General features: G+C 71.5%; 23 protein-coding genes. 7 read left to right on the top strand and 16 right to left on the bottom strand.

The window, feature by feature from the left end:
- Positions 1-13 precede the first annotated feature (13 nt).
- Positions 14-562: an acyl-CoA thioesterase gene (locus ACPT94_RS39130; protein WP_360347471.1), complete on the bottom strand. Its 549-nt coding sequence runs from the start codon at positions 560-562 to the stop codon at positions 14-16.
- Between the two features lie 120 nt (positions 563-682).
- On the opposite strand from ACPT94_RS39130, the gene ACPT94_RS39125 reads away from it, so the two are divergent.
- The gene (locus tag ACPT94_RS39125) at positions 683-1,957 is read left to right on the top strand and encodes an LCP family protein (protein ID WP_360347469.1); all 1,275 of its coding nucleotides are present in this window, start codon (positions 683-685) and stop codon (positions 1,955-1,957) included.
- Positions 1,954-2,583: an HAD-IA family hydrolase gene (locus tag ACPT94_RS39120; RefSeq protein WP_360347467.1), complete on the top strand. Its 630-nt coding sequence runs from the start codon at positions 1,954-1,956 to the stop codon at positions 2,581-2,583. Before ACPT94_RS39125 ends, ACPT94_RS39120 begins: the two co-directional genes overlap by 4 nt.
- Before the next feature lie 27 nt (positions 2,584-2,610).
- Here ACPT94_RS39120 and ACPT94_RS39115 read toward each other — a convergent pair whose 3' ends face one another.
- The 3 genes from ACPT94_RS39115 to ACPT94_RS39105 all read right to left on the bottom strand — a co-directional run bounded on the left by ACPT94_RS39115 (position 2,611) and on the right by ACPT94_RS39105 (position 5,206).
- Positions 2,611-3,429 carry a class I SAM-dependent methyltransferase gene (locus ACPT94_RS39115; RefSeq protein WP_425247970.1) on the bottom strand — a complete coding sequence of 273 codons (819 nt, stop codon included), beginning with the start codon at positions 3,427-3,429 and terminating at the stop codon, positions 2,611-2,613.
- 78 nt (positions 3,430-3,507) lie between these two features.
- Positions 3,508-3,870, bottom strand: a complete 363-nt coding sequence (locus tag ACPT94_RS39110; RefSeq protein ID WP_425247969.1) for a four-helix bundle copper-binding protein — start codon at positions 3,868-3,870, stop codon at positions 3,508-3,510.
- A 178-nt stretch (positions 3,871-4,048) separates the two neighbouring features.
- Entirely contained in the window at positions 4,049-5,206 is a 1,158-nt protein-coding gene (locus tag ACPT94_RS39105) for an acyl-CoA dehydrogenase (RefSeq protein WP_360347461.1), read from the bottom strand.
- 208 nt (positions 5,207-5,414) lie between these two features.
- Between ACPT94_RS39105 and ACPT94_RS39100 the strand changes: the two genes are divergently transcribed.
- Positions 5,415-6,758, top strand: a complete 1,344-nt coding sequence (locus ACPT94_RS39100) for a UDP-glucose dehydrogenase family protein (RefSeq protein ID WP_360347459.1) — start codon at positions 5,415-5,417, stop codon at positions 6,756-6,758.
- Between the two features lie 190 nt (positions 6,759-6,948).
- A complete protein-coding gene (locus ACPT94_RS39095; protein ID WP_425247968.1) occupies positions 6,949-7,347 on the top strand; it encodes a VOC family protein in 399 nt (132 codons plus the stop codon).
- Positions 7,348-7,550: 203 nt separating this feature from the next.
- Here the strand turns inward: ACPT94_RS39095 and ACPT94_RS39090 are convergent, their stop codons facing one another.
- From ACPT94_RS39090 to ACPT94_RS39080, 3 genes are read right to left on the bottom strand one after another with little or no spacing between them, the layout of a single operon-like run.
- Complete coding sequence (locus ACPT94_RS39090) at positions 7,551-8,729, bottom strand: dipeptidase (protein WP_360347455.1); 1,179 nt, start codon at positions 8,727-8,729, stop codon at positions 7,551-7,553.
- 5 nt (positions 8,730-8,734) lie between these two features.
- On the bottom strand, positions 8,735-9,259 hold the full coding sequence (gene purE / locus ACPT94_RS39085) for a 5-(carboxyamino)imidazole ribonucleotide mutase (protein ID WP_425247967.1): 525 nt from the start codon (positions 9,257-9,259) through the stop codon (positions 8,735-8,737).
- A complete protein-coding gene (locus ACPT94_RS39080) occupies positions 9,256-10,425 on the bottom strand; it encodes a 5-(carboxyamino)imidazole ribonucleotide synthase (RefSeq protein WP_425247966.1) in 1,170 nt (389 codons plus the stop codon). Before ACPT94_RS39080 ends, purE begins: the two co-directional genes overlap by 4 nt.
- 199 nt (positions 10,426-10,624) lie before the next feature.
- Between ACPT94_RS39080 and ACPT94_RS39075 the strand changes: the two genes are divergently transcribed.
- Positions 10,625-11,137 (top strand): GtrA family protein, encoded by a 513-nt coding sequence (locus ACPT94_RS39075; RefSeq protein WP_360347449.1) that lies wholly within the window; start codon positions 10,625-10,627, stop codon positions 11,135-11,137.
- A gap of 125 nt (positions 11,138-11,262) precedes the next feature.
- Here ACPT94_RS39075 and ACPT94_RS39070 read toward each other — a convergent pair whose 3' ends face one another.
- Positions 11,263-12,537, bottom strand: a complete 1,275-nt coding sequence (locus tag ACPT94_RS39070; RefSeq protein ID WP_360347447.1) for an ATP-binding protein — start codon at positions 12,535-12,537, stop codon at positions 11,263-11,265.
- 317 nt (positions 12,538-12,854) lie between these two features.
- Positions 12,855-13,532 (bottom strand): response regulator transcription factor, encoded by a 678-nt coding sequence (locus ACPT94_RS39065; protein ID WP_425247965.1) that lies wholly within the window; start codon positions 13,530-13,532, stop codon positions 12,855-12,857.
- A 516-nt stretch (positions 13,533-14,048) separates the two neighbouring features.
- Between ACPT94_RS39065 and ACPT94_RS39060 the strand changes: the two genes are divergently transcribed.
- Positions 14,049-15,545: an oligopeptide:H+ symporter gene (locus tag ACPT94_RS39060; RefSeq protein WP_425247964.1), complete on the top strand. Its 1,497-nt coding sequence runs from the start codon at positions 14,049-14,051 to the stop codon at positions 15,543-15,545.
- 144 nt (positions 15,546-15,689) lie between these two features.
- Here ACPT94_RS39060 and ACPT94_RS39055 read toward each other — a convergent pair whose 3' ends face one another.
- From ACPT94_RS39055 to ACPT94_RS39030, 6 genes are all read right to left on the bottom strand, one after another.
- Positions 15,690-16,982 carry a hypothetical protein gene (locus ACPT94_RS39055; RefSeq protein WP_360347528.1) on the bottom strand — a complete coding sequence of 431 codons (1,293 nt, stop codon included), beginning with the start codon at positions 16,980-16,982 and terminating at the stop codon, positions 15,690-15,692.
- Between the two features lie 71 nt (positions 16,983-17,053).
- Entirely contained in the window at positions 17,054-18,133 is a 1,080-nt protein-coding gene (locus tag ACPT94_RS39050; protein WP_425247963.1) for a hypothetical protein, read from the bottom strand.
- The gene (locus ACPT94_RS39045) at positions 18,130-18,942 is read right to left on the bottom strand and encodes a COG1470 family protein (protein WP_360347441.1); all 813 of its coding nucleotides are present in this window, start codon (positions 18,940-18,942) and stop codon (positions 18,130-18,132) included. Before ACPT94_RS39045 ends, ACPT94_RS39050 begins: the two co-directional genes overlap by 4 nt.
- 90 nt (positions 18,943-19,032) lie before the next feature.
- Entirely contained in the window at positions 19,033-19,701 is a 669-nt protein-coding gene (locus ACPT94_RS39040; protein ID WP_360347439.1) for an LPXTG cell wall anchor domain-containing protein, read from the bottom strand.
- Positions 19,702-20,316: 615 nt separating this feature from the next.
- Complete coding sequence (locus ACPT94_RS39035; RefSeq protein ID WP_360347437.1) at positions 20,317-20,799, bottom strand: ATP-binding protein; 483 nt, start codon at positions 20,797-20,799, stop codon at positions 20,317-20,319.
- A 332-nt stretch (positions 20,800-21,131) separates the two neighbouring features.
- Positions 21,132-21,509 (bottom strand): STAS domain-containing protein, encoded by a 378-nt coding sequence (locus ACPT94_RS39030; protein ID WP_360347435.1) that lies wholly within the window; start codon positions 21,507-21,509, stop codon positions 21,132-21,134.
- Positions 21,510-21,745: 236 nt separating this feature from the next.
- On the opposite strand from ACPT94_RS39030, the gene ACPT94_RS39025 reads away from it, so the two are divergent.
- Positions 21,746-22,663, top strand: a complete 918-nt coding sequence (locus tag ACPT94_RS39025; protein WP_360347433.1) for an RNA polymerase sigma factor SigF — start codon at positions 21,746-21,748, stop codon at positions 22,661-22,663.
- 305 nt (positions 22,664-22,968) lie between these two features.
- On the opposite strand, the gene hutI is transcribed toward ACPT94_RS39025, so the two are convergent.
- Positions 22,969-24,280 (bottom strand): imidazolonepropionase (gene hutI / locus ACPT94_RS39020; RefSeq protein WP_425247962.1); only part of this gene is annotated, 1,312 nt, incomplete at its 5' end.

Here is a 24,280-nt window from a genome sequence, read left to right as displayed (position 1 = left end):
AGCCGGCCGAAGTTCAGTCGTCGAAGCCCTCCGCTGACCGGCGCTCCCGGAGCTCCATGATGGCGCGGCGGCGGGCCAGCCGGTGGGTGCGGCGGATCTGGGCCTCCTGGTAGCGGCGCTTGTCGCGCTCGGTCTCGGGGAGGACCGGCGGCACCCGGCGCGGCTTGCCGTCGGCGTCGACGGCGGCGAAGACGAGGTAGGCGGAGCCGACCTGGGTGGGCGGCGCGGACTCGTTCCAGCGCTCGGCGAGGACGCGTACGCCGACCTCCATCGAGGTCCGGCCGGTCCAGTTGACCTGGGCCTTCACATGGACGAGGTCACCGACGCGGACCGGCTCGAGGAACGCCATCTCGTCCATGGAGGCGGTGACGGCGGGTCCGCCGGAGTGCCGGCCGGCCACGGCGCCCGCCGCGTCGTCGACGAGCTTCATGATCACCCCGCCGTGCACCGTGCCCAGGAGGTTGGTGTCGTTGTGGGTCATGATGTGGCTGAGGGTGGTGCGGGACGCGGATGTGGGCTTGCCGGGGATGTCCGACTCCGCTGCGGTGACCTGGTCTGTCATGTCCTCCACCTTATGCCGAGGGGGACAAGCCGGGATTTTGTGTCAGCTTGGCAACAGCGGCGCTCTGATTTTCCGACGCCCCTTGTAAGGGACACTGCCCTGACCGGCAGACTGGGGCGCATGAACAATTGGCCCGAGGGACGGTCCGACGACAACCGCGGCACCCGGTACGGCAGCGGCAGCGCGAGCGCACAGCCCGAAGGCGCGCGCGTCATGCGGCAGGTCCGCCGCGGTCCGGCCGCCCCGCCGCACAACCCCGGCGTCCCGCAGCAGCCGTCGTACGTCGACGGCCAGGGATACGGCGGCGACTACACGAACGCGCGCAATACCGGGTACGACAGCGGCTACAACACGGGCCAGGTCTACGGCGGCGGCTCCGACGGGCCGGGCGGCCAGGGCACCCGCGCCCCGCGCCCCGCGCCGAACTGGCGGCGCCGCATCAAGTGGACGGCGATCACCGTCGTGACCGTGCTGGCCGTGACGACCGTCGCCACCTACTTCTGGGCCGACTCCAAACTGCAGCGCGAGGTCGACCTGTCGAAGGTCATCGACCGGCCGGAGCAGGGCGAGGGCACCAACTACCTCATCGTCGGCTCCGACAGCCGCGCCGGCATGTCCGCCGAGGAGAAGAAGAAGCTCCACACCGGCTCCGCCGAGGGCAAGCGCACGGACTCGATGATGATCCTGCACACCGGCTCCAACGGCGACACGCTGATCTCGCTGCCCCGCGACTCGGACGTGGAGATACCCACGTTCGTCGGCTCCGAGTCCGGCAAGACGTACAAGGGCACCGGCCGGCACGTGAAGCTGAACGCGGCGTACGCGGAGGACGGCCCCGAGCTGCTCGTCCGCACGGTCGAGTACAACACCGGGCTGCGCATCGACCACTACGTGGAGATCGGCTTCGCCGGCTTCGCCAACATCGTGGACGCGGTCGGCGGCGTCGAGATGGACATCCCGCAGGACATCAAGGACACCAAGTCCGGCGCGAACTTCAAGAAGGGCAAGCAGACGCTGAACGGCGAGGAGGCCCTCGCGTTCGTCCGCACCCGGTACGCGCTCGCGGGCTCCGACCTGGACCGTACGAAGAACCAGCAGAAGTTCCTCGCGGCCCTGGCCCACCAGGTCGCCACGCCGGGCACGATCCTCAACCCGTTCAAGCTCTACCCGACCATGGGCGCCGGCCTGGACTCCCTGATCGTCGACAAGGACATGGGCCTGTACGACCTGGGCTCCATGTTCTTCGCGATGAAGGGCGTCAACAGCGGCGACGGCAAGTCCATGAACATGCCGATCTCCGGCTCCACCGGCGGCAACCTCGTCTGGGACAAGGCGAAGGTGAAGCAGCTGGTGAGCCAGCTGAAGAACGACGAGAAGGTCACGGTGTCCGGGTGACCGACCTGCCCGGCACCGGACGGCCGTTCGACGCGGTCCTGTGCGACGTCGACAACGTGATACGGAACTTCGACTCCACGCACCTGGAGGCGCTGGAACGCACCGCGGGGCTGGCGGAGGGCACCACCAAGAAGGTGGCCTTCGCCCCCGAGGCCGTCGATCCACTGCTGCTGGGCCGGATCACCGAGCAGGAGTGGGTGGAGTCCATCGCCCGCGGGCTGGCCGGGCTCGTGGACGAGGAGACCGGCTGGGCGCTCGGCACCGCCCTGCTGGAGTCCCCCTTCCACGCCGACGAGGCCGTGGTGACCCTGCTGCGCCGGGCCCGCGTCCGGGTGCCTCTGGTCCTCGTCTCCAACGCCACGCTCGGTCTGGAGCGGGACCTCGACGCCCTGGGCCTGGCCGAACTCGCCGACCACGTCGTCAACAGCGCCCGTGTCGGCCTCGCCAAGCCCGACCCGCGCATCCTCGCACTCGGCGCGGAACGGGCGGGCGTACGGCCCGGGCGGTGCCTGTTCGTGGACGACACCCTGGAGAACGTCGAGGCGGCCGCGGCGCTGGGCATGACCGCCGTGCACTTCCGCGAGGCGGCCGACCTGGAGCGGGCGCTGGAGCCGCTGTTCGCCTGAGCCGGGAGGCCCGGTCCGGGAGGACGTCTACGCCCTCCCGGAGGCCAGCAGGGCGACGTGCGGCAGTGCCAGCCGCCCGTCGCCGTCGCTGAACCCGGCGCTCAGCCGCTCGTACTCCCGCCGGATCCGCGCACGCGTCGCCGGTGTCTGGGAGGTCACGACGAGCCCGATCGTGGCGATCCCGCCGGCCGCGCCGCCCCACCACTCGTCGACACCGGCCCGGTGGTCCCAGGCGAGCTCGACGACATCCGTGGCCTCGAAGCCGGCCTCGCTCAGCAGCTGCCCGAACCCGTCCGGGGTCCGCGTGAAGTCCTCGGCGGGGTCCAGCCGGGGCAGGTGCGGCGGGGGCACGGCACCGGCCGCCTCGCAGGCCCGTCCCAGCAGGTCCTGCCCGGCGCCGCGCCGGGCGCCCCACAGGGTGAGCGCGAGCCGCCCGCCGGGCCGCAGTACCCGCCTCAGCTCGGCGAGCGCGGCACGCGGCCGGCCCACGTGGTTGATCACGAAGTTCCCGGCGACGGCATCGAACTCCCCGTCGGGGAAGGGCAGTTCCGGCAGTACGGCCGGCCGCGCGTCGATGCCCCGCTCCCGGGCCGCCGCCACCATCCCGGCGTCGGCGTCCACGGCCACCACCCGCGCGCCCCGCTGCCCGGCCGCCAGGGCCGCCGTACCGGTGCCGGTCCCGACGTCGAGGACATACCCGCCGGCCGAGACCCCCGCCGCGTCCAGGAGCGCCTCGACCGGGTGGGCGCACAGGCGCGCGAAGCTCGCCGCGTACGCGTCCGCCCGGCCGGCCCACATCCGTCGCTCGGCGGCGTCGAAGGCCTCCGTCGCTCCCGTGTCGATCATGCCGCCCAGCCTGCCGCACCCGGGAACACAGGGACAAGGGCACCCGCGGGGGTGCCCTTGTACGCGTTCAGGCGGCGGTCACATCGAGGCGCCCGCCATCGCGCGGCACATCTCGGCGCAGCGACGACAGGACTCGGCGCAGCGCATCATCTGGGCGTCGTCCGGCATGGCCATACACGCCTCGGCGCACATGTCGCACGCCCTGGCGCACATCGCGCACATCTCGGCGGACAAGGGCGAGCGGCGCATCATCATGTCCGCGCACATACGGGTCGTCTCGGAGCAGTCCATGAGCGCGCGCATGATCTGCATCTGGGCCTGGCCACCCATCTGCATACAGGCGCTCATGGTCTCCTCGCACACGTTGTGGCAGGTCATGCACGCCTCGACGCAGTCCTGCATCTCCTTGCTCATCGCGGTCATGCCTGCGGGCTGGGTCATGGCTCCTCCTGGGGAGACAGGGGCGGGACCCGGACGGGCCCGGACTGCCCCTTCCGTCGTACGCCTCCCGACCGCCCCGCGCCATTGGAGGACAGCACAACGGCCCCCGGCACGAGCCGGAGGCCGTCGTCGCCACAGGACACGAGCGCTCGCGTCGCCGACGCGGCCCGATGATCCGTTACGGCAGGTTCCGCGCCATCACGATCCGCTGGACCTGGTTGGTGCCCTCATAAATCTGCGTGATCTTGGCGTCGCGCATCATGCGCTCGACCGGGTAGTCGCGGGTGTAGCCGTAGCCGCCGAGGAGCTGGACCGCGTCGGTGGTGACCTCCATGGCCACGTCCGAGGCGAAGCACTTGGCGGCCGCGCCCTGGAAGGTGAGGTCGCTGTCGCCGCGCTCGGACTTGGCGGCGGCGGCGTAGGTCAGCTGGCGGGCGGCCTCGATCTTCATGGCCATGTCGGCCAGCATGAACTGGATGCCCTGAAAGTCGGCGATCGGCTTGCCGAACTGCTTGCGCTCCTGGACGTAGTTCCTGGCGTAGTCGAAGGCGCCCTGGGCGACACCCAGCGCCTGGGCGGCGATGGTGATGCGGGTGTGGTCGAGGGTCTTCATCGCCGTGGCGAAGCCGGTGCCCTCCGCGCCGATCATGCGGTCGGCGGGGATGCGGACGTCGTCGAAGTAGACCTCGCGGGTCGGGGAGCCCTTGATGCCGAGCTTCTTCTCCGGCGCGCCGAAGGAGACGCCCGGGTCGGACTTCTCGACGACGAAGGCCGAGATGCCCTTGGAGCGCTTCTCGGGGTCCGTCACGGCCATCACCGTGTAGTACTCGGAGACGCCCGCGTTGGTGATCCAGCGCTTCACGCCGTTGAGGACGTAGTGGTCGCCGTCGCGGACCGCCTTCGTCTTCATGCCGGCCGCGTCGGAGCCCGCCTCCGGCTCGGAGAGGCAGTACGAGAACATCGCGTCGCCCTTGGCGAGCGGCGCCAGGTACTTCTTCTTCAGGTCCTCGGAGCCGGAGAGGATCACCGGGAGGGAGCCCAGCTTGTTCACGGCGGGGATCAGGGAGGACGACACGCAGACGCGGGCCACCTCCTCGATCACGATGACCGTGGCGAGCGCGTCGGCGCCCGCGCCGCCGTACGACTCGGGCACGTGCACCGCGTGCAGATCGTTGGCGACCAGCGCGTCGAGGGCCTCCTGCGGGAAGCGGGCCTCCTCGTCCACCGCGGCGGCAAACGGCGCGATCTTCGCCTCGGCCATCGAACGGACGGCGTCGCGGAGCATGTCGTGCTCCTCGGACGGGCGGTACAGGTCGAAGTCAGCCGATCCGGCCAAGGTCTCTCACGCTCCAAAACACTGGGGGCGATCTCGCTAATTACCGTTAAGTAACTCAAATTTTAGGGGTCCGCCCACGCGAGTGATACGTGAGCTTGGCGACAGGGGGAATACCACCGGAGACCTGCCCGGCGTGGGGCGTCGGTACGCCTCTCCTTACTATGCTCGGGCAGCGCACCCGATCCACGTCCAGCCCAGGAGCACTTTCATGGCCCTCAAGATCACCGTGATCGGAACCGGTTATCTCGGCGCCACACACGCCGCGGCCATGGCCGAACTGGGCTTCGAGGTCCTCGCCCTCGACGTCGTCCGCGAGAAGATCGAGATGCTGGAGCGGGGCGAGACCCCGATGTACGAGCCGGGTCTGCAGGAACTGCTGCGCCGTCACGTCGCCGGGTTCGAGGGCTCCACCGGGCGACTGCGCTTCACCCAGGACTGGGCGGAGGTCGGCGCCTTCGGCGACGTCCACTTCGTCTGCGTGAACACCCCGCAGAAGCACGGCGAGTACGCCTGCGACATGTCGTACGTCGAGTCCGCGATCGCCTCCCTCGCGCCGCATCTGTACGGGCCCGCCCTGGTCGTCGGCAAGTCGACCGTGCCGGTGGGCTCCGCCGACCGGCTCGCCCGCACGATCGCCGCGCTGGCGCCGGTGGGCGAGGACGCCGAGCTGGCCTGGAACCCGGAGTTCCTGCGTGAGGGCTTCGCCGTCCAGGACACGCTGCACCCCGACCGGATCGTCGTCGGTGTGCGCAGCGAGCGGGCCGAGAAGCTGCTGCGGGAGGTGTACGCCGGCCCGATCGGCGAGGGGTCGCCGTTCGTCGTCACCGACTTCCCGACCGCGGAGCTGGTGAAGACGTCCGCGAACTCCTTCCTCGCCACGAAGATCTCGTTCATCAACGCCATGGCCGAGGTGTGCGAGGCCGCGGGCGGGGATGTCGCCAAGCTCGCCGAGGCCATCGGCTACGACGACCGCATCGGGAAGAAGTTCCTGCGGGCCGGTATCGGCTTCGGCGGTGGCTGTCTGCCCAAGGACATCCGGGCGTTCATGGCGCGCGCCGGTGAGCTGGGCGCCGACCAGGCCCTGACCTTCCTGCGGGAGATCGACTCGATCAACATGCGGCAGCGCGGGCAGATGGTGGAGCTGGCCCGGGAGGCCCTCGGCGGCGGTCCCTTCCTCGGCAAGCGGGTCGCCGTGCTCGGCGCGACCTTCAAGCCGGACTCGGACGACGTACGGGACTCGCCCGCCCTCAACGTCGCCGGGCAGATCCACCTCCAGGGCGGCCAGGTGACCGTCTACGACCCGAAGGGCATGGACAACGCCCGCAAGGTCTTCCCGACGCTGGGCTACGCCCGTTCGGCCGTGGAGGCCGTGCGGGGCGCGGACGTCGTGCTGCATCTGACCGAGTGGCGGGAGTTCCGTGAGCTGGACCCGGCGGAGCTCGGGGAGGTCGCGGCGGCCCGGGTGATCCTCGACGGGCGCAACGCGCTGGACCCCCTGCTGTGGCGGCAGGCCGGCTGGACGTACCGGGCGATGGGCCGCCCGACCGCCTGACGGGCACCGGGGCGACGCCGGTTCGGCCGAGGCTCAGTCGGCCGAACCGGCGTCTGGGTGCATTCTGCCGTACCCGCGCGGCGTGTGCGGTCCGAACTCCCCCCGGGTTACGGCGGCCTCGCGGCGGGGCACTCGTCTCCTCCGTGTGCGCCGCGTCCGCCGGACGCCGGCCCGAGCGAGGAGGCCCCGCATGGCACCCGTCGTCCGTCTGCGTTCCGTCGTGCTCGACTGCCCCGATCCGCAGGAGCTGGCCGCCTTCTACGCGGCCCTCGTGGGCGGGACGCCCGAGGCCGACGAGGAGGACGACGACTGGGTCGTCCTGCGGGTCCCCGGCGGGACCCGGCTCGCCTTCCAGCGGGCGGACGGCTTCACCCCGCCCGAGTGGCCGCGCGCCGACCGCAACTCCCAGCAGTTCCACCTCGACTTCGACGCGGGCGCGACCTGGGAGGAGGTCGACGCGGCCCACGAGCGGGCGCTGACGCTGGGGGCACACCCGCTGGACCTGGAGGACCGGGAGAAGAAGGACTTCATGGTGTACGCCGATCCGGCGGGGCATCCGTTCTGCCTGTGCCGGATCGAGCAGCCCTAGGGCGTGTTTCGAAAGTAGCGTCGTCTGCCCGAAGGGCAGGCCTGGCGGCGTCTGGTGCGTGCGATCGCAAGGCGGAGGGTCGCCCCGATACTGGTTGTATCGGGGCGATCCCGACAACGTGGCGAGCGTGCGTGCCAGGCGTCGCCGGGCAGACGGGACTTTCGAAACACGCCCTGGCTTCCAGGGGCGTGCGGCCGGGGCCTTCAGCCGTCCAGCGCGGCGATCGTCGCGTCGGACGGCCCCCGGGTCGCCTGCAGGTCCCGTGCCACGTCCTCCGCCGCGCCCAGGACCCGTACCGCGTTCTGCCAGGTCAGCTTGGCGAGGTCGGGCTTCGACCAGCCCCGGTCGAGGAGTTCGGCGATGAGGTTCGGGTAGCCGGAGACGTCGTTCAGGCCCTCGGGGGTGAAGGCCGTGCCGTCGTAGTCGCCGCCGATGCCGAGGTGGTCGATTCCGGCGACCTCGCGCATGTGGTCGAGGTGGTCGGCGACCGTGGCGACGGTGGCGGTCGGGCGGGGGTGCTGTTCCTCGAACGCGCGGTGGACCTTCATCGCCTCGGGGGTCGTGTCCAGGTCGTGGAAACCGTGGGCGCGCAGGTTCTCGCCGGCCGCGGCCGTCCAGTCGACGGCGGCCTGGAGGACGAACTTCGGCACGAAGGTCACCATCGCGACGCCGCCGTTGGCGGGCAGCCGCTCCAGGACGTCGTCGGGGATGTTGCGCGGGTGGTCGCAGACGGCGCGGGAGGAGGAGTGGGAGAAGATCACCGGGGCGGAGGTGGCGTCCAGGGCGTCCCGCATGGTGGTCGCCGCCACGTGGGAGAGGTCCACCAGCATGCCCAGGCGGTTCATCTCGCGCACGACCTCACGGCCGAAGGCCGTCAGCCCGCCGGCCTTCGGCTCGTCGGTCGCCGAGTCGGCCCAGTCCACGTTGTCGTTGTGGGTGAGCGTCATGTACCGCACGCCGAGCGCGTACAGGCCGCGCAGGGTGCCCAGGGAGTTGGCGATGGAGTGACCGCCCTCGGCGCCCATGAGGGAGGCGATACGGCCCTCCGCCCGCGCCGCCTCCATGTCGGCGGCGGTCAGGGCGCCCCGGAGCGCCTGCGGGTGGCGGGCGACGAGCCGGCGTACGCAGTCGATCTGCTCCAGGGTCGCCGGGACCGCGTCGGGCAGGTCCGCGCGTACGTACACCGACCAGTACTGCGCGCCGACCCCGCCCGCGCGCAGGCGGGGGATGTCGGTGTGCAGGTGGGTGTGCTGGTCGGTGGCGATGTCCCGGGCGTCGAGGTCGTAGCGGACCTGCTCGCGCAGTGCCCAGGGCAGGTCGTTGTGCCCGTCGACGACCGGGAACTCGCGCAGCAGCTCGTGGGCCTCCTCCAGCGAGGTCATCGGCGTCACTTCCCGAAGCCGAAGCCGTTGCCGGATCCCTCGACCTTGGCGCGCAGCCGCTTGCCCTTCTCGGTGGCCTGGTCGTTGAGGTCCTGCTGGAAGTCCCGCATGCGGGCCAGGAGGTCCTCGTCGTGGGCGGCCAGGATGCGGGCGGCGAGCAGGCCCGCGTTGCGGGCACCGCCGACGGAGACCGTGGCGACGGGGACGCCGGCCGGCATCTGCACGATCGACAGCAGGCTGTCCATGCCGTCGAGGTACTTCAGCGGGACCGGGACGCCGATGACGGGCAGGGGGGTCACCGAGGCGAGCATGCCCGGCAGGTGGGCGGCGCCGCCGGCGCCCGCGATGATCACCTTCAGCCCGCGGTCGGCGGCCTGCTCGCCGTAGGCGACCATCTCGCGCGGCATGCGGTGCGCGGAGACGACGTCGACCTCGTAGTCGATCTCGAACTCGTCGAGGGCCTTGGCGGCGGCCTCCATGACGGGCCAGTCGCTGTCCGAACCCATGACGATGCCAACAACAGGGCTCATTCGGTGATCGTGCCTCTCAGGTAACCGGCTGCGTGACGTGCGCGTTCGAGGACGTCGTCCAGGTCGTCGCCGTAGGTGTTGACGTGGCCCACCTTGCGGCCGGGCTTCACGTCCTTGCCGTACATGTGGATCTTCAGCTGGGGGTCGCGGGCCATGCAGTGCAGGTACGCGGAGTACATGTCGGGGAAGTCGCCGCCGAGGACGTTGACCATGACCGTCCACCTGGCGCGCGGGCGCGGGTCGCCGAGGGGGAGGTCGAGGACGGCGCGGACGTGGTTGGCGAACTGGGAGGTGATCGCGCCGTCCATGGACCAGTGGCCGGAGTTGTGCGGGCGCATCGCGAGCTCGTTGACGAGGATGCGGCCGTCGCGGGTCTGGAACAGCTCCACGGCGAGGTGGCCGACGACGTCCAGTTCCTTGGCGATCGTCAGGGCGAGCTCCTCGGCCTTGAGCGCGAGGTTCTCGTCGAGGCCGGGGGCGGGGGCGATGACCGTGTCGCAGACGCCGTTGACCTGCTGCGACTCCACCACCGGGTACGCGACGGCCTGGCCGTGCGGGGACCGTACGACGTTGGCGGCGAGCTCGCGGACGTAGTCGACCTTCTCCTCGGCGAGGACGGGGACGCCGGCGCGGAAGGGCTCGGCGGCCTCCTCGACGTTGTCGACGACCCAGACGCCCTTGCCGTCGTAGCCGCCGCGGACGGTCTTGAGGACGACCGGGAAGCCGTCGCCCTCGGCGCCTTCGCCGCCGTCGGGAAGGCCTTCCGCCGCGAACGCCGCCACGTCCTGCGGGTCGCTCACGATCCTGTGCCGGGGGCACGGGATGCCGATCGCGTCCAGCTTCGCGCGCATCACGCCCTTGTCCTGGGCGTGCACGAGCGCGTCCGGGCCGGGGCGCACGGGGATGCCGTCCGCCTCCAGGGCGCGGAGGTGCTCGGTGGGGACGTGCTCGTGATCGAAGGTGATCACGTCGCAGCCCCGCGCGAAGGCGCGCAGCGTCTCCAGGTCGCGATAGTCGCCGATGACGACGTCGCTCACCACCTGGGCCGCGGAATCCTGGGGAGTGTCACTGAGGAGCTTGAACCTGATGCCCAACGGGATGCCCGCCTCGTGTGTCATACGAGCGAGCTGGCCCCCGCCGACCATGCCGACTACCGGGAACGTCACGCCCCTAGGGTATCGGCCACGCCGGACGGCCGGATTCCCACGTCTCTCACGCGGACCTTTCCCGCCTCTTACCCATCTCTTCCGGGCTTCTTTCCGGCTGGTTCGCGACCCGTGAGTCCCACCACAGGAAACCTGTAGGTGGGGTGGTTAGCATGGCTGGGTTGACGAAACCGACACCCGGACGGGGGCCTGTACGACCATGGGACATGGTTCCTCGGGGCAAGGGCGGCTGCGCAGACTCGTCCACGAGCTCGCCAAGTTCGGCGCCGTGGGCGGTGCGGGGCTTCTGGTCAACCTGGGCGTGTTCAACCTCGTGCGGCACGTCACCGATCTGCAGGTGGTGCGGGCCAGTGTCATCGCGACGGTCGTCGCGATCGCGTTCAACTACGTCGGGTTCCGGTACTTCGCGTACCGCGACCGGGACAAGAGTGGGCGGACGCGGGAGATGACGCTGTTCCTGCTGTTCAGCGCGGTGGGGCTGGTCATCGAGAACGGGTTGCTGTTCCTGGCGACGTACGGCTTCGGGTGGGACAGTCAGCTGCAGAGCAACGTGTTCAAGTTCCTCGGGATCGGGGTCGCGACGTTGTTCCGGTTCTGGTCGTACCGGACGTGGGTGTTCCGGGCGATTCCCGTGCGGGAGGCTGTGGCGGGGGCCGAGTCGATGCTGGCGGCTGAGTCGCGGCGGGCCAAGGCGAGGCAGCGGGTCAGCTGAGGCGGGGTCTCCTCGCCCCCTCCGCCCCTACCCTTCCCGACCCCCAGGGGCTCCGCCCCTTCAACCCCACAAGCCCGTCTGGGGGGCACCCGGGCTGGGTGGGGGCGGGGACGGTGTGGGCGTGGTTATCTGACCGTGGGCTCGTCCGGTTCGTCCGGCCTGTCCTCCGGGGTCGTGCGGGACAGGAACATGCCGAACACCGGGGGCTGGGCCTGGAGCATCTCCAGGCGGCCGCCGTCGGCTTCCGCCAGGTCCCGGGCGACGGCGAGGCCGATGCCCGTGGAGTTGCGGCCGCTGATCGTGCGCTCGAAGATGCGGGCGCCCAGGTCGGCGGGGACACCGGGACCCTCGTCGGTGACCTCGATGACGGCCTGGTTGCCGGTGACACGGGTGCGCAGGGCGACCGTGCCGCCGCCGTGCATCAAGGAGTTCTCGATCAGCGCGGCCAGCACCTGGGCGACCGCGCCCGGCGTGCCCACCGCCTGGAGGTGGCGTTTGCCGGAGCTGACGATGGCGCGGCCGGCGCTGCGGTAGGCGGGCCGCCACTCGGCGAGCTGCTGCTGGATGACCTCGTCGAGGTCGAAGCTGACGGCGGAGCCGGTACGGGGGTCGCGGGAGTTCGTGAGCAGGCGTTCGACCACGTCCGTGAGGCGTTCCACCTGGGTGAGCGCGATGGTGGCCTCCTCCTTCACGGTGTCCGGGTCGTCGGTGAGGGTGATCTCCTCCAGGCGCATGGAGAGGGCCGTGAGCGGGGTGCGCAGCTGGTGGGAGGCGTCGGCCGCGAGCCGGCGCTCCGCCGTCAGCATGCGGGCGATGCGTTCGGCGGAGGAGTCGAGGACGTCGGCGACCCGGTCCAGCTCGGGGACGCCGTAGCGCTTGTGACGGGGGCGGGGGTCGCCCGAGCCGAGGCGCTCCGCGGTCTCGGCGAGGTCGGTGAGCGGCGAGGCGAGCCGGTTCGCCTGGCGGATGGCGAGCAGGACCGCGGCGATCACCGCGAGCAGCGCCACCAGCCCGATGATCAGCAGGGTCCGGCCGACCTCCCGGGTCACGGAGGAGCGCGGCTCCTCGATGACGACCGTCTCCCCTTCCTCGCCCTGGGCGTCACCCCGGATCACATCGCCCTCGGGCCGGCTGCCGACCTCGATGCTGGGCTGGCCGGGGATGCGGATCACGGCGTAGCGGTCGTGCGTGACCTGGTCGCGCAGGACCTCCGCGTCGACGGTCCCCGCTCCCAGGAGGCGGCTGTCCACGATGCTGGCCAGCCGCGCCGCCTCCAGCTCGACGCGTTCCTGCGCACTGTTGCTGATCGTGCGCGTCTCGACGATGACGAGGGACACGCCGAAGACCGCGATGACGACGAGGACGACCGCGAGGGTGGACTGGATCAGACGGCGACGCACGGGCCTCTCCGGGCAGCGACATGAACGGTGACCAAGGTGCCCCCTCCGGCAGGGCCGCGTCCCTCGGGGCGAGTACCTCGGGGGGCGCATCCCTCATGGGGGCTGGGCGGCTGTGTCGGTGTGCGGCTTCGCCTTCCGGCGTCGGCGCGCGGGACCGGCCCCGACCCCCCGGCGTCCGACCGCGCCTCCGGGCCCGCACCCGGTGCCGTATCCGAACCCGGACAAGGGACCCGGACAAGGACCCCGGATCCCGGACCCGGCCCGGCCTTGGGGCGAATCCCGCGGCGGCGACGCGAATTCGCCGCCGCTTCCAGGATTCAGCTCTTCTCGAAGCGGAACCCGACTCCCCGGACCGTCGCGATGTACCGCGGGTTCGCCGCGTCGTCGCCCAGCTTCTTCCGCAGCCAGGAGATGTGCATGTCCAGCGTCTTGGTCGACGACCACCAGGTCGTGTCCCACACCTCGCGCATCAGCTGGTCCCGCGTGACGACCCGCCCCGCGTCCCGCACGAGGACCCGCAGCAGGTCGAACTCCTTGGCCGTGAGCTGGAGCTCCTCGTCGCCCATCCACGCCCGGTGCGACTCGACGTCGATGCGTACGCCGTGGGTGGCGGGCGGCTGCTGGGGTTCGGCGGAGCCGCGCCGCAGCAGAGCCCGGACGCGGGCGAGCAGCTCGGCGAGACGGAAGGGCTTGGTGACGTAGTCGTCGGCGCCCGCGTCCAGGCCGACGACGGTGTCCACCTCGTCGGCGCGCGCGGTCAGGATCAGGATGGGCACGGCGTGGCCCTCGGCGCGCAGCCGGCGGGCCACCTCCAGGCCGTCCATGCCGGGCAGGCCGAGGTCCAGCACGACCAGGTCGACGCCGCCCTGCATTCCTGCGTCGAGCGCGGACGGTCCGTCCTCACGTACCTCGACCTCGTACCCTTCCCGGCGCAGGGCACGGGCCAGCGGCTCCGAGATGGACGCGTCGTCCTCGGCGAGCAGTACACGGGTCATGAGCCGATGGTAGTCCGCACGGGGCTCGGCCAGAGGTGTGATGCGGACCCCGGTTTCTTACCGAGGGACATCCCGGACAGCGCCCCCTCCCCCCGATCGGCCGATCTTGGTACGGACCTGCGGTCCAGGGATGCCATGATGGTATGGACCTTGGAAACCCGGCATGCGGTTCCTTGATCACCTGTGATTCGCGTCTCAAGTCCTTCCATTTCCGGCACTGTCCTGCCGTATGGTGAAACAACGCCTGTAGCACCGCGGGGACCTTTGGCGCTCGACTTGACGCTGAAGGTCTCTTTTGTGTGCGGGCCGGCTTCCGCCGGCCTTCGAAAGGAATGACCTGTGGCCGGGCCCCCCACCGTCGAGGGGCGTGGATCCCGGTGGTCGCCGTCCGCCGCTTCCGAGACCCGGAGCGGACTCCCCCCGGGCGTGGGTGGACGGGCCGATCCCGCCGGTGCCGGCCTCCCCAACCGGGCGCACAACGCTCCACTCAAGCGTCCCGACCAGCAAGGAACGACCATGGCGTCCAGCCTGACGAAGGACTCGGCCCTGCCGGGCACCCCCGGCTCCGGGAAGACCTTCTTCGGCCACCCCCGGGGACTGGCCACTCTCTTCATGACCGAGATGTGGGAGCGGTTCTCCTACTACGGCATGAGGGCTCTCCTCCCGCTGTACCTCGTCGCTCCGGGCGGTCTGCACCTGAGCGCCGGCACCGCGACGGCGATCTACTCCGTGTACGTGTCGCTGGTGTATCTGCTCGCCATGCCGGGCGGCTGGTTCGGCGACCGCGTCTGGGGTCCGCGCAAGACCGTCGCCGTCGCCGGTGCGGTGATCATGCTCGGCCACCTCACGCTGGCCCTGCCGTCCTCCGGCACCTTCTACGCCGGACTCGGGCTGGTCGCCATCGGCTCGGGTCTGCTGAAGGCCAACATCTCCACAATGGTCGGCCATCTCTACGACGGCCCGGACGACCCGCGCCGGGACGGCGGCTTCACCGTCTTCTACATGGGCATCAACCTCGGCGCCTTCGCCGCGCCGCTGGTCATCGGCACCATAGGGGAGAACGTCAACTGGCACGTGGGCTTCGCGCTGGCCGCGCTCGGCATGGCGCTGGGCCTCGCCCAGTTCCTGATCGGCAGCCGCCACCTGGCCGAGCGCTCCAGCGTCGTGCCGAAGCCGCTGTCCGCCGAGGAGAAGACCTCGACGCTGCGCAAGGCCGCGATCTGGGCGGGTCTCGCCGTCGTCGCCTACGCCGCCGTGGGCATCTCCGGCCACTACACCCTGAACTGGATCCTGGTTCCGCTGACCCTGCTCGGCGTGATCATCCCGACCCTGGTGCTGGTCCGCATCAAGCGTGACAGGGAGCTCGACCCGTCCGAGCAGAAGTCGATGTCCGCGTACATCTGGTTCTTCGTCGCCGCGGCCGTCTTCTGGATGATCTACGACCAGGGCGGCTCGACCCTGTCGATCTTCGCCGACTCCTCGGCCGAGAACAGCGTGTTCGGCTGGGACTTCCCGGTCTCCTGGTACCAGTCGGTCAACCCGGTCCTGATCATGGCCCTGGCCCCGGTCTTCGCCTGGTTCTGGCTCGCGCTGAACCGGCGCGACAAGGAGCCGAGCACGATCGTGAAGTTCGCTTCGGGTCTGGTCCTGGTCGGCGCGTCCTTCTTCCTCTTCCTCGCCCCGCTGTCGATCGCCGAGGGCGGTCACAAGGCGGCCGCGATGTGGCTGGTGGCGATCTACTTCGTCCAGACCGTCGGCGAGCTGCTGCTCTCCCCCGTCGGCCTGTCCGTCACCACGAAGATGGCGCCCGCCAAGTACGCCTCCCAGATGATGGGCGTCTGGTTCCTCGCCGTCACCGCCGGTGACGCGACGACCGGACTGCTCTCCATCGCCGGCGTCGACCTGAACAAGACGGGCGTCGTGGCCCTGGAGGCCACCCTCGCGGTCGTCGCCGGTGTGGCGGTGTGGATGTACCGGAACAAGGTCAAGGAGCTGATGGGCAGCGTTCGCTAGAACCTGCCGGCCCGGCTGAACCGACGGAGGCCGCCGCACCCGCGTGGGCTGCGGCGGCCTCCGTCGGTTTTCGGGGGCTCTCGGTCTTCGGCGGCTCTCACAGGGCGCCGTACTCAGGTGCAGCCCCGCGCCCCCCGGGGTCCGCTACCGCGTCCTTCGTCCTGGCATGAAGGTGAACACCGCACCACCCAGGAGGACCGCCGTGCCTGCCACCAGGCCCAGCGCCTTCAGCGTCCCGTGGTCCGCGGCGCCCGTTTCGGCGAGGCCGCCGCTGGTCGACGTACTCCCGCCCGAGGACGACGCGTCGCCGCCGGACGCGCCGCTCGCCTGTTCCGTGGTGTCCAGGGTGAGCGAGACGGACGTGCTGTCCGGGACGCACGACGTCTTCGTGCCGAGGGCGTCGATGGTCAGGCCGCCCGGGGAGAGGGTGGTCACTCCGGTCGCGCCGGGTTTGTAGGTGCCGGTCAGGTCGGGGATCTCGATCGGGTCGCCCTGCTTGATCAGCGCCGAGTTCGTGGGGCCCTCCACCTTCACCGAACCCTTGTCCGCGCCGCCGAGCAGGACCAGCATGGTCGGCTTCACCGAGTTCGCCGGGATGTTGATCGGGCTGTTCATCACCGACTTCTTGAACTGCACGGTGAGGTCGTAGCTCCCGCCGTTCTTCTTCGCGTTGATCTGGATCGGCGAGGTCGCCTTCTGCTGCCCGATGGGCGACTTGCAGGTGTAGGGGATGTTCACGACCTTGCCGGTGAAGTCGGTCTGGCCGCTGCCGCCGGTCTCGCTCGCGGAGGCGCTGGGCGAGCTCGAAGCGCTCGGCGACGAGGACTGGCTCGGCGAGGCGGAGTTCGACGGGTCGGACGACGGGCTCGATGAGGGGGAGACGGACGAGGAGGGGGAGGTGGACGAGGACGGGGACGACGAACTCGAGTTGCCGCCCCCCGCCGTCACCGTGATGGTCGCCGCGGGCTGCACCGGCTCCGTCGGCGCGCACCTGGTGTCCGTGGAGAGGGCGTTGACGACGTACGCGTCCGGCGTCAGTGTCACCTGCCCCTCCGCCGTCAGCTTCAGGGTGCCCTTCATGTCGGACAGCGTCATCGCGCCGCCCTTGGGGATCGGCGGGTTCTCGCGCGGACCCTGCATCGCGATGGCCGCGGTCTGCGCGCCGGCCGCCTTGAGCGTGCCGGACGGCTGCACCGAGTTCGCGGGCAGGTCGATGATGTCGGGGTTCTTCGAGGCGGCCTGCGTGAACTTCCAGACCACGTCGACGGTGTCGCCGACCTTCGCCGTGGCCGGCGCGGTGATCTCGACCTTGGTGGTCCCGTTGACGTCGGGCAGGCCGATGCCCGAGGGCGGGACGCACTTGGTGGCGTAGGACACCTCGGCGGCCTGGGCCTGCCCGGCGGTCACGCCCAGCAGGGCGGCGGCCCCGGTGAGCAGGACGGCGGCGCCGGCCGCGGCAGCTCTCTTCCGCCGTCCGGTACCGGGCGGTGCGGCTCTCTCGCTCTCGCTCACGTGGATCCCTTCCTGGTCGAAGTCGTGGGACTGGTCGGACGGTCGTCGTGCGGTGCGGAGAGCCGGCCCGCCGTGCCCGGACCGGAGTCCGGGGTGAACCACGGCAGGGTCGAGTCCGGTGCGGGCGCCGCCCGGTCGGGAGCGTCCTTGCGCCGGGTGATGCGGGGGCGGCCGGCGGACGGACGCGGACCTCCTCGGTGGCCTCCCGCCGGGCGTGGCCGTACCCGGTCCACCACCGCCATCCCGACGCGGAACACCGCCGCCGGCACGACGAGGCAGAGCAGGATCCAGAACAGGGTCACGCCCCAGGGGCGGGCGACGCCCCACGGCTGTTCGGCGAGAACCTTCCCGCCGTACTTGACGGAGACGGTGTAGTCGCCGTGGGCGCCGCCGCCGAGTTCGACGGGCAGTTCGACGCGGGCCTTCCTGCCGGGGTCGATCGTGCCGCGCCACTGCCGTTCGTCCCACTGCGGGGCGAACACGCCGTGGGCGGTGCCGACGTGGAAGACGGGGTCCCGCACGGGCGCGGTGCCGACGTTGCCGACGGTGAAGACCAGCGTGCGGGCGGGCGGGGCGCCGAACCAGGTGAGCAGCCCGTCGTCGCCCTCCAGCCGAGTGTCGGTGAGCACCGACAGGCGTCCGCCGGACGCCTCGGCGGGCAGCGGTTCGACGGGATGCCCGGCCACCTGGAAGGCCGTGTCGGCCTGTGCCTTCGCCCCGGTCGCGGTGGCCACATGCACCACGCAGGGGCACGGCACCGGCGGCTCGGCCACCGGCAGCGCCCGGCTGAAACGGCCGTCGGCGTCGGTGGTCACGGCCCGGCCGTCCGCGTTGGCGCAGGTGTTGGTGCCGCCGACGATCCCCCTCGACGGCGTGGCCTGCCCGCAGATCAGCAGCATCAGCAGCGTGCGCGGCCGCCAGCCGCTGCCGCTGACGGTGATCGAGCCACCGGCCCCCGCCTGTGACGTGGACAGCTTCACGGCCGGGGTGTCGGCCGCCGAGGCCACCCCCGGCCAGGGCAGCAGGAACAGCGCCAGCACCGCCGCCAGCGCCGCGATCCGCACCTTCCCGCTCACGCCGGCTCCCCCTTCGCGCACGCGAGTCCGGCGGTACGGCGCCGACGACGGCGGACGGCGACGGGGGCGGCGGCGATCAGCAGCGCGCCGGCCGCCGTTCCCGCCGCCGCGTCCCACGGCACGAACCGCGCCGACGCCCGGCCGGTGGCGTGCGCGCCGCCGGACGCGGTCACCGTCAGACGGACGGTGACCGCGTCCAGGGCCGGGCGGTCGGGCCAGGGTTCGTCCAGGCGCAGGCGCCGGCCCGGGGGCAGGCGGACGGGCAGGGTGCGCGGGGCGCGGTCGAGGACGGCTCCCAGGACGCCGTCGGCGTGCACGGCGAGACGCGGGACGAGGGCGGTGGTGCCGCGGTTGACCAGCTCGTACGTGATGCGGTCGGCGTGCACGGTCACGTGCTCGACGGTCAGCGCGGGCAACTCGGGCCCGCCGACCCGCAGCAGCAGCCGTACGGTCGCCCGGCGGCCGCCCGTGTCCCGGACGACGAGGGCGCCGGAGCGGTCGCCGGGGGGCGCGTCCGGCGGGACGGTGAGGGTGAAGGGGACCTCGGCGCGGGTGCGGGCGGGGACGCGCAGGGCGGTCCGGGCGAGGGTGACCGGGAGGTTCGTGCCGTACAGCCGGACGGTGAGCGGACGGGTGCCCGGGTTGGTCACGGAGAGCGTGTCCTGGAGCACCGCGCCGGGCGCGCCCTCCGCGTAGAAGGACGGCCGTCCGCCGCCGGAGGGCGTGGCGGACCAGCCGTCGGCGGCGGGCTCGGCGGCCGGCACGAGCGGCAGGGTCAGCAACAGGGCACAGACGGCGGCGTACGGCATCGGCGGCTCCGTTGGGCCGGGGCGGCGCGAAGCGCCTCGTGGCGGGGTGGTGGTCGGTCGGGCGACGGGCGGGCCGGACGGAGGTGGCGGTCAGCGCGTCTGGTTGCGCCGGGTCAGCCACAGGGCGCCGGCAGCGCCCGCGAGGAGGACCGTGCCGCCGAGGGTGGCGAGGGCGATCGCGGAGTCCTCCGGGCCGGTCTGCGGAAGCTCACCGCCCGAGCCGCCGTCGTTCTGCGTTCCGCCGCCGCCCTTGGCCGTCACGTCGAGGGTGAGCGACGGGCCGGGGTCCTTGGTGGGGGTGCAGGTGGTGGTCGTACCGAGCGCCTTGATGGTGAGCACGCCCGGCGTGAAGGTGACCTTGCCGGTCTTCCTCGGGGTGTACGTGCCGCTCAGGTCGTTGATCTTGATGGGGGTGTCGGCCGGGACGGCCTCCTGGTTGGCGGGCCCCCTGACCGTGAGGGTGCCGCTGTCGGCGCCGCCCAGCTTGATGGTGGCGCTCGGGTTCATCGCGCCCTTGCCGAGCTCGACCGGGCTGGAGGAGACGCCCTTCTGCCAGGACATGGTGATCCTGTAGCCGCCGCCGCTCTCGACGCTCTTGATGTCGATGGGCGAGACGGCGCTCTTGTTGCCGATGGGCGTCTGGCAGGCGTAACTGACGTCGACGACCTCGGCGCGGGCCGCGGGGGCGGCCATCCACACCACCGGGCCGGCCAGGGCCGCGGCAGTCGCCAGCGCGGCGGTTCGCTTCCGGTACGACACGGTCCCCTCATTCCTGCAGGTCGCTTGCGCCAGTTCCTGACGGCGTATCAGATCGGGCCGTCAAGGTACGCCCGGGGCCGTGAGGAAGGAAGGGGAGGGGCACGCCGGAGTTGTGACGATCCGGCGGGCGCGGGAGGGGGGCGGCGTGGAGGACGCCGGTGCTCGGCGGCCCGGCGACGGGGGCGCCCGGGCGCAGGGGAGCGGCGTGGGGTGCGCCGGTGCTCGGCAGTCGGCGACGGGGGTGTCCGGGCGCCGCGGGCGGAGGACGTCCGGGAGCCGCGGAGCGGAGGGCATCGTTCGGAGGAGCGGGTTGGCGGGTGGCGGATCCGGCCACCGGCCGGGAACGGCTGCCCGGGCGCGGCGGGCGCAGGACGTCCCGGCGCCGCGGAGCGGAGGGCATTCAGAGGAGCGGGTTGGCGGGTGGCGGATCCGGCCACCGACCGGGACGGCAGACGTGGGTGCTCGCGAGGCGGGAAGCCGCATCGGCCAGGTCGGTCCCGGTTTCGGCGGGGACGGGTCGGATCCGGTTTCGGCAGAGATCGGTCGGATCCGGTTTCGGCAGAGACAGGTGGGATCCGATGTCGCCGGAAAGGTCCGGCAGAAACGATTCCCGCGTTACGCCGGAGCGCCCAGCTCCGCCCATACCGTCTTGCCGGAGACGCCCGGCGTCCGTACGACGCCCCAGTCGAGGCAGAGCCGCTGCACGATGAACATGCCGTGGCCGCCGGGGCGGCCCGCGCGGTGGGGGGTGCGGGGGGCCGGCTGACCGGTGCCGCGGTCGGTGACCTCGACGCGGATGACCTTGTTGTCGCAGCCGAGGAGGAGCTGATCGGGACCCTCGGCGTGCAGGCAGGCGTTGGTGACCAGTTCGGAGACGACGAGCAGCACGTCCTCGGCGGCGGCCCGCTGGTCGGCTGTGGCGGCGGGCAGCCAGCCCCACGCGTACAGCGCCTGGCGGGCGAAGTCGCGGGCGAGCGGAACGACCCCGCTCTCGCCGTCGAAGCTCAGCCTGCGGACCTGACGACCCGCCGACGCCCCGGAAGCGCCGCTGGGCTCCGGGCCGCGGTCGCCCGGCGAGTAAGGCCGGGTGGTGCTCATCAGCGCTTCACCTCACCGATTCACCAGTTCATGATTCACGATTCGAGATTTCAAGAGTGCGGAAGACTGCGGGAGTACAGGATCCAGTACACACGGTTCCCGGCCGTCGCACGGTCGGTCCGCTCATCCCGCCCCCTCCTCAACGTGCTGTGCCACCGACATGTTCAGGTTGTTCTCCTGCCCGACGGAACCGGCGGAACACCCCTCATTCGCCCGTATGTGACCTGTCCTGGGCACCCGCCGCCCGTCCGGCGCAGCCGTGACGCGTGGGACCGGCCGCTCGGGCGGTGTCGGCCGGGGCTCCCGGTGCGGGCCGCGGGCCGTGCGCGGGGTCAGCCGTCCCCGTCGGCGAGGGCCGCTTCGACCGTGTCGTGCACGGTGAAGACGGCGTCCGCGCCGGTGATCTCGAAGACCCGTGCCACCACGGGCAGCATGCCCGCCAGGTGCACCCCGCCCCCGGCCGCCTCCGCCTTCAGGCGGGCGCCGAGCAGGACGTTGAGCCCGGTCGAGTCGCAGAACTCCAGCCGGGAGCAGTCGACGACGAGTCTGTTCAGTCCTTTGGCGAGGCAGTCCTCGAGTGGCTCACGCAACAGATCGGCCGTGTGGTGATCCAACTCACCGGCCGGGGTCACGACGGCGCTGGAGCCCTCTTCCCGCACCTCCACCAGAAGCCGGCCAGACTGTGCGCTGCCGACCGTCCCGTGGTCCATGCCGTGTCTCTCCCGAGGTCGTGACTGCTTGCTGACGCCCTCGAACACTACGCCTTCGATACGCACTCCAACAGCCGAACAATCACCCACAAACGGACATAACTCAACAAAACGCACTTGCGATCCGCTGAGTAAAGCGGGTAGGGCTAGAGGAACACGTAACCGACACGGCCGGCTTTGGAGGCGCCGCACACCGTAGTGCACGCACTGGCTTCGGCAGCCATATGCCGAGAACGATGGAGGACATCATGTCATCCCGGCTCGACGCACCGCATACCCACAGGGAGACGTCGACACCCCCTCCGGAAGAACTGAATCCCCTCGCGCAGGGCGGCGAGCCCGCCGACGCACTCGCCGGACTTCCTGAGATCCCCCCGTACGACGAGGTCGGACCCGTCGACGCGCGGGCCCTTTCCAAGACCCTCTTCGAGCGGCTGGAGTCGCTGGAGGAAGGCACGTACGAGTACTCGTACGTGCGCAACACCCTCGTCGAACTGAACCTGGCGCTGGTCAAGTTCGCCGCCTCCCGCTTCCGCTCCCGCAGCGAGCCCATGGAGGACATCATCCAGGTCGGGACGATCGGCCTCATCAAGGCGATCGACCGATTCGAGCTCAGCCGGGGTGTGGAGTTCCCCACCTTCGCGATGCCAACCATCGTCGGCGAGATCAAGCGCTTCTTCCGCGACACGTCATGGTCCGTGCGCGTCCCGCGCCGGCTGCAGGAACTGCGGCTCGACCTGGCCAAGGCCGGTGACGAACTGGCCCAGAAGCTCGACCGCGCCCCCACCGTGGCCGAGTTGGCGGAACGTCTCGGCATCTCCAACGACGAGGTCGTCGAGGGCATGGCCGCCTCGAACGCGTACACCGCCTCCTCGCTGGACGCCCAGCCTGAGGAGGACGACTCCGAGGGCGCCCTCGCCGACCGCATCGGCTACGAGGACCACGGGCTCGAAGGCATCGAGTACGTCGAGTCGTTGAAGCCGCTGATCGCCGAGCTCCCGCCCCGCGACCGGCAGATCCTCTCCCTGCGCTTCGTCGCCGGCATGACCCAGTCGGAGATCGGCGAGGAACTCGGCATCTCCCAGATGCACGTCTCGCGCCTGCTCTCCCGCACCCTGGTACGGCTGCGCAAGGGCCTGACGCTGGAGGAGTAGGCACACCTCCGGCCACGCCTCCGCCCGGAGACCAGTGCGGCCCGCGCCCGGATGAGTGACGTCCTCTCCTCATCCGGGCGCGGACGTGCTCCCCGACCGCACTTCAGCGGTCCGGAAACCCGCCCACGAGGCCCCTTCCGGACCAGGATCACGTCACCGCGGACTGACCAGTACGTCAGCAACCGGGCGCCCGGTGAGGGAGGCGACCTCGGAGGTCGCCGGGGGCTTCGACGACGGCACGGGCGCGGACGGGATGACCCGGCCCGGGGGCTCACGCGGAAGGGCGAGGCCCGGCCGCGGGGTGCTCAGACGACCCGTACGCCCCGGCGCCACACCTGCGAGACCAGCGGCACCCCCGGCCGGTAGGCCAGGTGGACGTGGCTCGGGGCGTCCAGGAAGGCCAGGTCGGCGTACGCGCCGGGGGTGAGGCGGCCGATGTCGGTGCGGCGCAGGGCTGCCGCGCCGCCCGCCGTGGCCGACCAGACGGCCTCGTCGGGGGTCATGCGCATGTCCCGGACGGCGAGCGCGATGCAGAACGGCACGGACGAGGTGAACGACGAGCCCGGGTTGCAGTCCGTGGACAGGGCGACGGTGACGCCCGCGTCGAGGAGACGACGGGCGTCCGGCCACTCGGCGCGGGTGGAGAACTCGGCGCCGGGCAGGAGCGTGGCGACCGTGTTGCCGTTCGCGAGCGCGTCCACGTCCGCGTCCGTCAGGTGGGTGCAGTGGTCGGCGCTGGCGGCGTCCAGTTCGACCGCCAGCCGCACGCCGGGGCCGTAGGAGAGCTGGTTGGCGTGGACGCGGGGACGCAGGCCCCTGGCCTGGCCTGCGGTGAGGATCGCGCGGGCCTGGTCGCCGTCGAAGGCGCCCTCCTCGCAGAAGACGTCGATCCAGCGGGCGTGCGGGGCGCAGGCGTCGAGCATCTCACCGGTGACCAGGGCGACGTAGGCGGCCGGGTCGTCGGCGTGGTCCGGGGGGACGATGTGGGCGCCGAGGTAGGTGACCTCGTCGGTGTGGGCGGCGGCGATCCGCAGGGCGCGGGACTCGTCGGCGACCGTGAGGCCGTAGCCGGACTTCGTCTCGAGGGTGGTGGTGCCCTGGCGGAGGGCCTCGGTGAGGTAGCGGGTGAGGTTGCGTTCGAGGTCGTCGTCGGTGGCGGCGCGGGTGGCGGCGACGGTCGTACGGATGCCGCCCGCGCTGTACGGCCGCCCCGACATCCGGGCGTTGAACTCCTGCGTCCGGTCGCCCGCGAAGACCAGGTGGGAGTGGGAGTCGACGAAGCCCGGGACGACCGCCCGGCCACCGGCGTCGACCCGATTGTCAGTGGCGGGTGCTTTGCTTGATTCACCGGTCCACGCGACGCGGTCGCCGTCGATGACGACAGCCGCGTCCTGGATCAGTCCGAGGGGGGATCCTCCCCCGTTCTCGAATTTGCTCGAACGGGGGGACTTCCGTCCGAGGGAGGGGTCGTTGGTGACCAGGGCGGCGATGTTGGTGATGAGCGTGCTGGCGGTGCTCGCGGAGTGGGCGGGGCTGTCGGTCGTCGCGTTGCTCATGGCGTCCTTGCTGGCCTGGTCGGCGGTGGGGTGGGGTTCGGGGGCGGAGGCGGGGGGCCCC

It is taken from the genome of Streptomyces aurantiaciflavus, assembly GCF_049808595.1.
Lineage (GTDB): Bacteria > Actinomycetota > Actinomycetes > Streptomycetales > Streptomycetaceae > Streptomyces.
Note: the sequence above shows the minus strand (reverse complement) of the source record. Positions and strands in the feature narration are given on the sequence as shown.